This is a genomic window from Clostridium sp., assembly GCF_016650095.1.
GTDB lineage: Bacteria > Bacillota > Clostridia > Clostridiales > Clostridiaceae > Clostridium_AD.
In genome coordinates this window covers 1-10,877 of record NZ_JAENWL010000090.1, presented here as the reverse complement: position 1 = coordinate 10,877, position 10,877 = coordinate 1, and the positions used below count along the sequence as shown (strand labels likewise).

The 10,877-nt window shown below is 35.1% G+C and carries 11 protein-coding genes; all 11 read left to right on the top strand.

Annotated features, from left to right (window positions below):
• The first annotated feature begins 131 nt into the window (after positions 1-131).
• The 11 genes from JJE11_RS07445 to garR all read left to right on the top strand — a co-directional run bounded on the left by JJE11_RS07445 (position 132) and on the right by garR (position 10,705).
• Positions 132-1,079, top strand: coding sequence for a sugar kinase (locus JJE11_RS07445; protein ID WP_291634144.1), 948 nt, complete (start codon positions 132-134; stop codon positions 1,077-1,079).
• A 45-nt stretch (positions 1,080-1,124) separates the two neighbouring features.
• Positions 1,125-1,754 carry a bifunctional 4-hydroxy-2-oxoglutarate aldolase/2-dehydro-3-deoxy-phosphogluconate aldolase gene (locus tag JJE11_RS07440; RefSeq protein WP_291634143.1) on the top strand — a complete coding sequence of 210 codons (630 nt, stop codon included), beginning with the start codon at positions 1,125-1,127 and terminating at the stop codon, positions 1,752-1,754.
• 32 nt (positions 1,755-1,786) lie between these two features.
• Complete coding sequence (dgoD, locus tag JJE11_RS07435) at positions 1,787-2,935, top strand: galactonate dehydratase (RefSeq protein ID WP_291634141.1); 1,149 nt, start codon at positions 1,787-1,789, stop codon at positions 2,933-2,935.
• A gap of 59 nt (positions 2,936-2,994) precedes the next feature.
• Positions 2,995-3,501 (top strand): TRAP transporter small permease, encoded by a 507-nt coding sequence (locus JJE11_RS07430; protein ID WP_291634139.1) that lies wholly within the window; start codon positions 2,995-2,997, stop codon positions 3,499-3,501.
• The gene (locus JJE11_RS07425) at positions 3,495-4,769 is read left to right on the top strand and encodes a TRAP transporter large permease (RefSeq protein ID WP_291634137.1); all 1,275 of its coding nucleotides are present in this window, start codon (positions 3,495-3,497) and stop codon (positions 4,767-4,769) included. Before JJE11_RS07430 ends, JJE11_RS07425 begins: the two co-directional genes overlap by 7 nt.
• Before the next feature lie 73 nt (positions 4,770-4,842).
• The gene (locus JJE11_RS07420) at positions 4,843-5,925 is read left to right on the top strand and encodes a DctP family TRAP transporter solute-binding subunit (RefSeq protein ID WP_291634135.1); all 1,083 of its coding nucleotides are present in this window, start codon (positions 4,843-4,845) and stop codon (positions 5,923-5,925) included.
• 75 nt (positions 5,926-6,000) lie between these two features.
• Positions 6,001-7,026, top strand: a complete 1,026-nt coding sequence (locus JJE11_RS07415; RefSeq protein WP_291634133.1) for a zinc-binding dehydrogenase — start codon at positions 6,001-6,003, stop codon at positions 7,024-7,026.
• Between the two features lie 190 nt (positions 7,027-7,216).
• On the top strand, positions 7,217-7,906 hold the full coding sequence (locus JJE11_RS07410) for a FadR/GntR family transcriptional regulator (RefSeq protein ID WP_291634131.1): 690 nt from the start codon (positions 7,217-7,219) through the stop codon (positions 7,904-7,906).
• A 105-nt stretch (positions 7,907-8,011) separates the two neighbouring features.
• Positions 8,012-8,839 (top strand): transketolase, encoded by an 828-nt coding sequence (locus JJE11_RS07405; protein ID WP_291634129.1) that lies wholly within the window; start codon positions 8,012-8,014, stop codon positions 8,837-8,839.
• Between the two features lie 24 nt (positions 8,840-8,863).
• Entirely contained in the window at positions 8,864-9,793 is a 930-nt protein-coding gene (locus JJE11_RS07400) for a transketolase C-terminal domain-containing protein (protein WP_291634126.1), read from the top strand.
• 27 nt (positions 9,794-9,820) lie between these two features.
• Entirely contained in the window at positions 9,821-10,705 is an 885-nt protein-coding gene (gene garR, locus JJE11_RS07395; protein ID WP_291634124.1) for a 2-hydroxy-3-oxopropionate reductase, read from the top strand.
• Positions 10,706-10,877: the final 172 nt, after the last annotated feature.

Sequence of the window (10,877 nt, the reverse complement as noted above, 5' to 3'; positions counted from 1 at the left end):
TTTTGAAGAAAGTGAATTTAAATTTGTTGACAATCACTTGTAAAGGTGTACAATAGATACATAGCAACATGTAGTACAACCTGTAAAGAATATACTCTTTATTAGAAGGCAGAAATGCTAGGAGGTGGGGAATGCCGGAAGTCATTACAATAGGTGAAACAATGGTTTGTTTTACCCCAGGAGCCAATGCACCGTTAAGATATGTTCAAGATTATAAGGCTCGTATAGTAGGGGCAGAAAGTAATTTAGCAATTGGAATTGAGAAACTCGGTCATACAGCAGCTTGGATTAGTAAATTGGGAAAAGATGAATTTGGACAATATGTATGTAATATGGTGCGAGCTGAAGGTGTTAATACGAAAGGTGTTATTTTTGATGAATCACATGCAACAGGCCTGATGTTTAAGGAAACTAGCCAGGGAGAGACAAAAGTTTACTATTATCGAGAAAATTCAGCGGCAAGTACTATGACACCAAAAGATATTGATGTTAGTTATTTTGAAAAGGGAAAAATATTGCACTTGACGGGAATTACACCCGTTCTATCTGAGAGTTGCATGGAGACAGTCTTATTTGCAATGGAACTTGCAAATAAGAACAATATGAAGATAAGTTTTGATCCTAATATTAGAAAAAAATTATGGAAATCAAGAGATTATACAAAACCTATTTTAGACCTTTGCTTGAAAAGCCAAATTGTATTATTGGGGTTGGATGAAGCAAAAGTATTATTACACACAGAAAATAAGGATGAGATAATAAATTACTTTTTTGAAAAAGGAAAAGCAGAGCATATTGCGATTAAAGACGGTGCTAGAGGTGCGTTTGTGGCAGATAAGAAAAATAAAATATTTATTCCACCTTATCTTTGTAAATGTATTGATCCAATTGGAGCAGGCGATGCATTTAATGCAGCATTTTTAGTAGGAATTTTAGAAGGAAAAGATATAGAGGCATGTGGGAAAATGGGTGGAATTGCAGGCGCTTTAGCAACAGAAACATTAGGGGATATTGAAGGATATCCAAGCAGTGAAAAAATTAAAAGTATTAGTAATAATATAGAAGAAACTTTTCGGTAATCTAAGTTCATTAATTTGCGATAGAAGAAAGTTAGGTGAATGATTATGGATATGAAAGAAGTGTTTAGAGAAAACAAAATATTAGCCATTATGCGTAATGTGCCACTCGAAAAAACAATTGATTATGCACAAGCAATTGTAGATGGAGGCGTAAAATGTTTTGAAGTTGCATTAAATTCAAAAGATGCATATAAGCAGATTGCTATGTTACACCAGTATTTTGGAGAACGGGCATTAATTGGAGCTGGAACTGCAATTACGCTAGAAAAAGCTAAGAAAGCACTAGAAGCAGGCGCACAGTTTTTATTAACGCCATCTACCCATGAAGATGTCTTAGCATATTGTCAAAAGGAGAAAATTCTATTTTTGCCTGGAGCGCTAACGCCTAGTGAGGTAGCAACATGTCTAAAATATGGTTTTACTACAATTAAGTTATTTCCAGCTGGGGATATGAAAAAAGGTTATATCAAAAGTTTAAAGGGACCATTTGATGAAACAGATTATGTAGCTATAGGTGGCGTGGATGTTGACAATATTCATGAATTCTTCGAACAAGGATATTTGGCAGTTGGTCTTGGCAGCAATTTAATGCCAAAGGAAATTGTATTATCTAATGATTGGGAAAAAGGAAAAGAATATGTTGCAGCGTTAGTATCAAAGATTAATAAGTTTTAAGGGCAAGAGACCAATAAAAGTGGAGGTGCAAGATGAAAATTGTAGCAGTAAATTCTTATTTTGTAAGACCAAGATGGGGATTTGTTGAAATTACAACGGATCAAGGTTATACAGGATGGGGAGAGGCAGTTTTAGAAGGTCATGCGCAAGCAGTATTAGCCTGTGTAAAAGAAATGAGTAGTTATTTAATAGGAGCAGACCCAAATAGAATTGAAGATATTTGGACCACCCTTTACCGCGGAGGGTTTTATCGTGGGGGCGGCGTTATGATGAGTGCTATTTCAGGAATTGATCAAGCATTATGGGATATCAAGGGAAAATGGTTGAATGTTCCTATATATGAACTATTAGGAGGGGCTTGCCGAGATAAAATGCGTGTGTACTCTTGGATTGGAGGAGATAGACCATCTGATGTGGGAGCAGCAGCGAAAGAAAAGATGGATGCAGGATTTAGTGCGATTAAGATGAATGCAACAGAAGAACTGCAGTATATTGATACTTATGAAAAGATAGATGCAGTTTTAGAAAGAGTTGCAGCCATTAGAGAATCTTGTGGCAAATATTTTGGAATTGCAATAGATTTTCATGGCCGAGTACATAAACCAATGGCAAAAGTGCTTGCTAAGAAATTAGAAGAATTTGATCCAATGTTTATTGAAGAACCGGTACTTTGTGAAAATATGGAATGTTTTAAAGAAATAGCAGCAGCATGTAATATCCCTATTGCAACAGGGGAACGTTTATTTTCAAAGTATGATTTTAAGAGACTATTACAAGCTGGTGGGGTGGATATTATACAGCCGGATTTATCACATGCAGGTGGCATAACGGAAGTTAAAAAGATTGCTGCTATGGCAGAAGCATATGATGTAGCGCTTGCACCACATTGTCCACTTGGACCGATTGCTCTCAGTGCTTGCTTGCAAGTAGATGCAATCAGCTATAATGCAGTGATTCAAGAGCAAAGTATTGGTATTCATTATAATGTCGGGAAAAATGTTTTGGACTACATCACCAATAAAGAAGATTTTGAGTTTGTTGATGGGTATGTACAATTTCCAAAGAAACCAGGCCTTGGGGTGGAAGTAAACAAAGCATTAGTAATAGAAGAAAATAAAACACCACACGAGTGGAAAAATCCAATATGGCGTCATGAAGATGGTTCTATTGCTGAATGGTAGAAGAAAGATGGAACATTTACATCATATAGTAGCACAGAAAAGAAATGGGGGGGGAAAGAATGGATTTTTCATGGTTGAAAACGATTAATAATAGGGTAATGAAAATCTTCGAGATATTTATTGCTGTAATTGGGACTATAATGGTAGCTATTGTATTTACAAATGTAGTTGCTAGGTATGTATTTAATACAACTATACCATGGGCAGAAGAGCTTGCGAGATTCTTATTTATTTGGGTAACTTTTGTAGGTGCGGTTCTTGCAAATGATAAATCAGAACATATGAGATTAGATTTCATTGTGGAGCTATTCAAAGGAAAGTTTAGGAAAATAATTGAAATTGTAGCTTATGTAATCGTTATCTCTTTGTTAGGGATTCTGATACATGGAAGTATCAGATATTCGATTTCACAATGGGATTGGAAGTCATCAGCTTTAGGCGTAAGGCATGGAATGGTTTATATAATGGCACCTATTTGTTTTAGTGTTATTGCAATTCAATACTTTTGCAGATTTATTAATTCAATTATACATTTTATGGATAGAAACGAGGTAGAGCGATGTTAGCACTCTTTTTACTTGGATTATTTGCACTTATTATATTAGGGGTACCAATTGCGCTTTCACTGGTTGGAACAGCAGTTTTGATGATGCTATCAAAGGGAGATATGACAACACTGAAACTAGCACAAAGTTTTATTATAGGAACTGATAGTGTGCCATTGCTAGCCATTCCATTTTTTATGCTAGCTGGAGAAATTATGAACGCGGGTGGTATTTCAAAGCGTATCGTTAATTTTGCAAAAGTTCTTTTAGGGCATTTTAGAGGTGGCCTTGGATACGTAGGTGTTCTTTCGTCTATGATTTTTGCAGGTATTTCAGGTAGTGCAGTTGCGGATACGACAGCTGTAGGAAGTGTTATGTTACCTATTATGGAGGAAACTGGATATGATAAAAACAAAAGTACAGCCTTAATTTGTTCAGCGGGTTGTATTGGGCCCATTATTCCACCAAGTGTACAGATGATTTTCTATGGCGTTATTGCTGAAGTATCTATAGTGAAATTATTTTTAGGTGGTATTATTCCTGGTATTTTAATAGGTCTTGGCCTTATGGTCTTGTGGTATTTCCACGCAAAGAAAGCAGATTATCCTGTTGGAATAAGATCTACATTCAAACAAGTATGTGTTGCTACAAAAGAGTCTCTTTGGGCAATATTATTACCGGGATTTATTATTACATGTATTGTAACAGGAGTTGCAACAGCAACAGAAACAGCAGCTTTAGCAGTTGTATATGCTCTTATTGTAGCAGTATTAATATATAAAGAATTGGATATTAAAGATTGGTTTGGAATTGTTATTAGGGCATGCCGTGGAACAGCAGTTATGATGTTAGTTGTAGGTGCTGCAAATGTAGCAGCCTATTTGATTACTACAGCGCGGGTGCCACAATTATTGGCAGACACGATTCTTTCTCTTACAGATAATGTTTATCTTTTCATGTTACTAGTAAATATTTTGTTAGTATTAATAGGATGTGTTATGGATAGTGGACCAGCTATTTTAATTTTTGCACCTATTTTACTTCCAATTGCAGAAAAATTTGGAATAGATCCAGTATATCTTGGTGTAATCATGGTATGTAATTTATGTATTGGATTAGCAACACCACCAGTAGGAAACGTATTATATGTTGGAGTAGGGTTAGGTAAAGTAAAATTAATTGATCTCATCAGAAATATCTGGCCATTTTTAATAATGATGTTTGTAGTTTTATTTATTATTACGTATTTACCAGATCTAATTATGTTTATTCCAAGAACATTTGGATGATGTGTGCTATAAGAAATGTATACACATTTTTTATATAAAGTATTAATTTATAATAATAATTAGGAGGAAGAAAATGAAAAAAAAATTGTTCTCTATGGTATTAGCAGGTACAATGTTAATGACTACACTGACTGGATGTGGATCTATATCAAGTAAAACAGAAACACCGGAGGCTACACCAAAAGCAACTACAAGTGAAGCAAAATCAGGAGTAGATACAAGTAAAGCAGAAATTACTATTAAGGTATCTAATGGTGCAAGTGAGAGTTCACCGGGAGTTCAAGCTCAGATTTCTACATTTAAAACAATGGTAGAAGAAAAATCAGAAGGTAGAATTAAAGTTGAAGTCTATTCAGGGGCACAGTTAGGCGATGACACAAAAGGAACAGAAGCAGCAAGAGCTGGAGAATTAGAAATTGTAAATACATCAACAGCGCCACTAGTAGGACTAGTTCCTGAATTAGCTATTTTTGATATTCCGTTCTTATTTAGCAGCGATGAAATGGCAGATAAAGTAATAGGTGGAGAAATCGGAGACTATATAAATACTAAACTAGAAGAAAAAGGAATGATTAACTTAGCTTGGAATGAAAATGGATTCCGTAATTTGACTAATTCAGTTAAGGTAGTAAAAACACCTGCAGACTTAAAAGGACTTAAGATAAGAACAATGGAAAACAAGTATCACTTAGAAGCATGGAAATTAATGGGTGCGAGCCCAACACCTATGAGTTGGGCAGAAGTATTTACAGCATTACAACAACATACAATTGACGGTCAGGAGAATCCAATACCTAACTTTTATTCTACACGTATTCAAGAAGTAAATAAATATATTACGATTACTAAGCATATTTATTCACCATTTTTATTTATATTTTCAAAAAAAATCTTTGATGGTTACGATAAAGAAACACAGAATATTATTAGAGAAGCAGCAAAGGCATATGGCTTAGCTGAAAAAGAATTGAACCGTTCAGAAACAAAAATTAAGAAACAAGCACTGATCGACGAAGGTTGTACAGTAACTGAATTAACAGACGAAGAAATTAAGGCATTTCAAGATGCGACGGCCCCAGTATGGGATAGTGTTGAAAAAGCAGTTGGTTCAGAGATCATTGGAAAGTTAAAAGTAGCTGTTAAAGCAGCAAAATAATTTTAAAAACATAAAATAACAATATTGAGTGCTACTTGTTTGCTGAGTAGTACTCAATATAAAAGGAGAGATATCATGCAAGCAATTGTATATGAAGGTCCAAATATATTAAATTATAAAGAAGTTCCTGACGTATCACCAAAAGCATTAGAAGTGAAAGTTCGTGTAAAAGCTTGCGGAATCTGCGGCAGTGATGTACATGGCTATTTAGGACTCACAGGAAGACGTCTTGAGCCAATGATTATGGGACATGAGTTTGCGGGAGAGGTTGTAGAACTAGGAGAAGGCGTAACAGATTATCAGATAGGAAGCAAAGTGGCAGTATATCCTGTTGATTTTTGCGGGAAATGTGAAATGTGTAAGCAAGGAGACGTTCATTTATGTTTAAATAAACGAGCTTTTGGAGTTCTTGATGTAGATGGCGCTTTTGCAGAATATATTTGTGTACCTGCAAAAAGTTGTTTTAAGGTAGAAGATCATGTATCTTATGCAATCGGTTCTTTAATGGAGCCATTAGCAGTAGCTTATAGAGGTGTTGGGCATGCAGGAGATTTAACAGGAAAGACTGTCCTATTAGTGGGAACAGGAACAATTGGATTATTAGCACTTGCATGTGTAAAAATGAAAAATCCAGCTAAGATTTTAGTCTCTGACCTAAGTGATAATCGGCTAGAAGTTGCAAAAGCAATGGGGGCTGATGTAGTCATAAATCCAGCAAAAGAAAACTTTAAAGAGGTCATTGCAAGTCACACCGCTGGAAAAGGTGTTGATATTGCAATTGAAGCAGTAGGGGCGGCACCGACAGTACAGCAAGCTATGTCATCATTAGCATTTGGTGGTAAAGCTATCTGGATTGGCAATAATAAACAGATGATAGAAGTTAATATGCAAGAAATAGTTACAAGAGAATTAAAAGTAGAAGGTTCCTTCCTATATGGATATAAAGAATTTGGAACAGTAGTAGAATTACTTAATAGTGGAAAGCTAAATGTAGCACCATTAATTAGTGAGGAAATCACACTAAAACAAGCGCCAGAATACTTTGAAAAATTAGCAAAAGCACCAGGAAATTTAATTAAAGTAGTAGTGATAGATAAATAATACATGAAATTTTAGTAAAAACCGTTGACAAAATTCGACAAAAGAGTTACAATCAAAGCAGGATAGTTGTAATACAACTATTAGGTGAATGATTAACAACGGCTAATGCATATATGAGATGGATGCAAAAGTAGTGGCATGTTATGAATTCTGTTGATTTTTAATAAATGCTATTTAATGGAGGCCATATATGCGTATAGAACCAATTAAAAGAATTAATATAAGCGAACAGGTTTTTGAACAATTGAAGAATATGCTGATTAATGATGTCTGGAAGCAAGGAGAAAAACTTCCATCTGAAAATGAACTTGCAGAACAGTTTGACGTAAGTAGAATTACAGTAAGGCAGGCGATCCAAAAGCTTAATATATTAGGCTTAACGGAAACAAGAGTCGGGGAGGGATCATTTGTAAAAACTATAGAGCTATCAGATAGTATGAATGCATTAATGCCATCTGTGTATTTGCGTGAACAAAGTAATAGTTCTATGTATGAGATTCAGCAATTTAGAGAGATTGTTGAGATTGAGTCCACACGTTTAGCGGTAGAGCAAGCAACGAAAGAGGACATCGAGGAATTGAAGCTAATTTATAAGAGTATGAAGGATTGCAAATCTGATTTGAAGCAGTTTGCTAAAGAAGATTTCAATTTCCATTTCAGAATTGGTGTTATTACTAAAAATAAACTTTTGATTAAAACGTACAAAATCCTGTGTGAAGTTTTGCAAATTTCGATGACTGTAATTATAGAAGAAATGGGATGCAAAGATGGTTTGTATTATCATGCAGAGCTTATAAAAGCTTTTGAGAAACATGACGGTGATAAAGCAGCAGAATTAATAAGAGAACACATAAGAAAAAACAAAGAATATTACAGTTAAGAAAAATATTTTTTGTTGTAGTATCCTGTAGTACAACTGGCAACTGATAACTAGTAATATGTTAAGTATATGGTTGTAATTTGAAAATTGAAAGGAAGGTATAATATGGATTATAGTAAAGAATTATTGGAAGATTTAAGAAAAAAAGCACAGCAACTTAGAAAAAATGTTGTAGTAAGTATGGGTATAGGTGTTGCAGGACATGTAGGAGGTTCTTGTTCATCAGCAGATATTGTAGCAGCATTATATTTCTACAAAATGAAACACAATCCAAAGAATCCCAAAATGGTAGACAGAGACAGATTTTTATTAAGTAAAGGTCATGTAGCTATCTTACAGTATTCAGCACTTGCAGAAGCAGGATACTTTCCAGTAGAGGATTTAAAAACTACAAAAGAAATCGGTTCTCATTTACAAGGACATCCAGATGTACTTAAAACACCAGGTATTGAAGCAGGGACAGGTTCTCTTGGACAAGGACTTTCTATCGGACTTGGTATGGCGCTTGGATTAAGAGCCGATAAGATTGATAGCAAGGTATATGTGCTTTGTGGCGATGGAGAAATTGCAGAAGGTCAGATTTGGGAAGCGGCAATGTCAGCAAGTTCATATAAAGCAGACAATTTAGTAGCAATCATTGATAAAAATGGATTACAGGCAATGGGCTGTGTTATAGAAAGATTAAATAGTAATCCAATTCCTGAAAAATGGGAAAGCTTTGGATGGAATGTAATCGAAATTGACGGACATAATATGGAAGAAATTCTTACTGCATTAGATCAGGCAGATACTGTTAAAGGTCAGCCAACCGTTATTATCGCAAAAACAACAAAAGGAAAAGGCATAAGCTTTGCAGAAAACGTAGTAGGATTTCATAATGGTATGTTTACAGAAGAAACATATAAACAAGCATTAGAAGAATTATCTAAATAATAAGAAGAATAGGAGGTTTCTAATATGACTTACACAAATCAGAGAGTTGCTTATGGTAATACATTAGTAGAGTTAGGAAAAACAAATAAAGATATCGTAGTATTGGATGCAGACCTTTGTGGATCTACAATGGGTAAATTATTTGAGTTAGCATGTCCAGAAAGACATTATGAAATGGGTATTGCAGAGGCAAATATGACATCAGTTGCGGCAGGTCTTGCACAAACAGGAAAGATTCCATTTACAAACTCCTTCGCTGTATTCTCAGCAGGAAGAGCATTTGATCAGATTCGCCAGACTATTTGTATTGGAAAATTAAATGTTAAAATTGTAGGTTCTTCCTCGGGCATGTCAGACTTTGGAGATGGCTCAACCCATCAATCAGTAGAAGATATGGCATATATGAGAGCAATTCCCAATATGGTAGTTATCTGCCCTGCAGATGCAAATGAGACGGTAGAAGCTGTAAAAGCAATTGCAGAATATAACGGGCCTTGTTATATGAGATTAAACCGTAATGATTATGACAATGTAACACCAGAAGGAAAGAAATTTGAAATTGGTGGACCAAGTGTATTAAAAGAAGGCAAAGAAGTTGTTGTATTCGCAACAGGTTATATGGTAGGTCTTGCAATGAAAGCGGCAGAAGAATTAGAAGGAAAAGTATCTATAAAAGTTGTGAATGTAAGTACCATCAAACCAATTAATACAGAAGCAATCAATAAATTAGTAGAAGGCTGTAAAGGTGTTGTGACAGCAGAAGAACATAGCGTTATCGGTGGACTTGGTGGAGCCATTGCAGAAGCACTTTGCAAAGCTTGCAAACCGATTGAATTCGTTGGAGTAAATGATACATTTGGATGTAGTGCACATAATTATGAGGATGTTTTAAAATATCATGGTTTAACCAAAGAGCATATTGTGGAAGCAGTTACTAAAATAGCTGAACTGTAAATTTATTAAACAAGGAGGAAATACAAAATGAAAATTGGATTTGTTGGACTTGGAATTATGGGAAAACCTATGGTTAGAAATCTTTTGAAGGCAGGAAATGAAGTAGTTGTTTTTGATGTCATCCAAGAAAATATAGATGATGTAGTTAAAGCAGGAGCTATTGCAGTCAATTCGTCTAAAGCAGTAGCAGAACAATGTAAACTAATTATCACAATGCTTCCAAATTCGCCCCATGTTAAAACAGTAGTAATGGGCGCTGGTGGTGTGCTAGAAGGCGCACAATCAGGGAGTATTTTAGTTGATATGAGTTCTATTGCACCACTTGCATCTCAAGAAATTTGTAAGGCATGTGCAGCAAAAGGTGTTAAAATGATTGATGCTCCAGTAAGTGGTGGAGAGCCAAAGGCAATGGATGGAACAATGTCTATTATGGTTGGTGGAGATAAAACAGTATTTGATGAAGTATATGACATCTTAATGATTATGGGTGGAAGTGCAGTGTACTGCGGAGAAGTAGGGGCAGGAAATACAACAAAACTTGCAAATCAAGTAATAGTAGCACTTAACATTGCTGCAGTTGCTGAGGCATTTACACTTTCAACAAAGGCTGGTGTTGATCCTAAACTGGTATTTAATGCAATAAAAGGTGGATTGGCGGGATCTACAGTTATGAATGCAAAAGCTCCAATGATTATGGAAGGAAATTTTGAACCAGGATTCAAAATTGATTTACATATCAAAGATTTGAATAATGCAATTGATACAGCACATGAAGTAGGCTCGCCACTTCCAATGACAGCATTAGTTATGGAAATGATGCAAACATTAAAAGCAGATGGATTTGGTCAAAATGATCATAGTTCAATAGCTAAATACTATGAGAAAGTTTCTGGAACAAAGGTAAGAAGCTAAAATTGGCCAAGAGAAGTTTACTGTATAAAAGTTTAAATTACTCTATTAATTTTGTACACTACCAAATTATAGGAATAAAAAGAGTGAATGTAGCGAGATAAATGCTGCATTTATTTTTTTTACAAGCAGGCATCAAGGTCAGTTATGTATTATGAGCTCAAAAGCTAAAGAA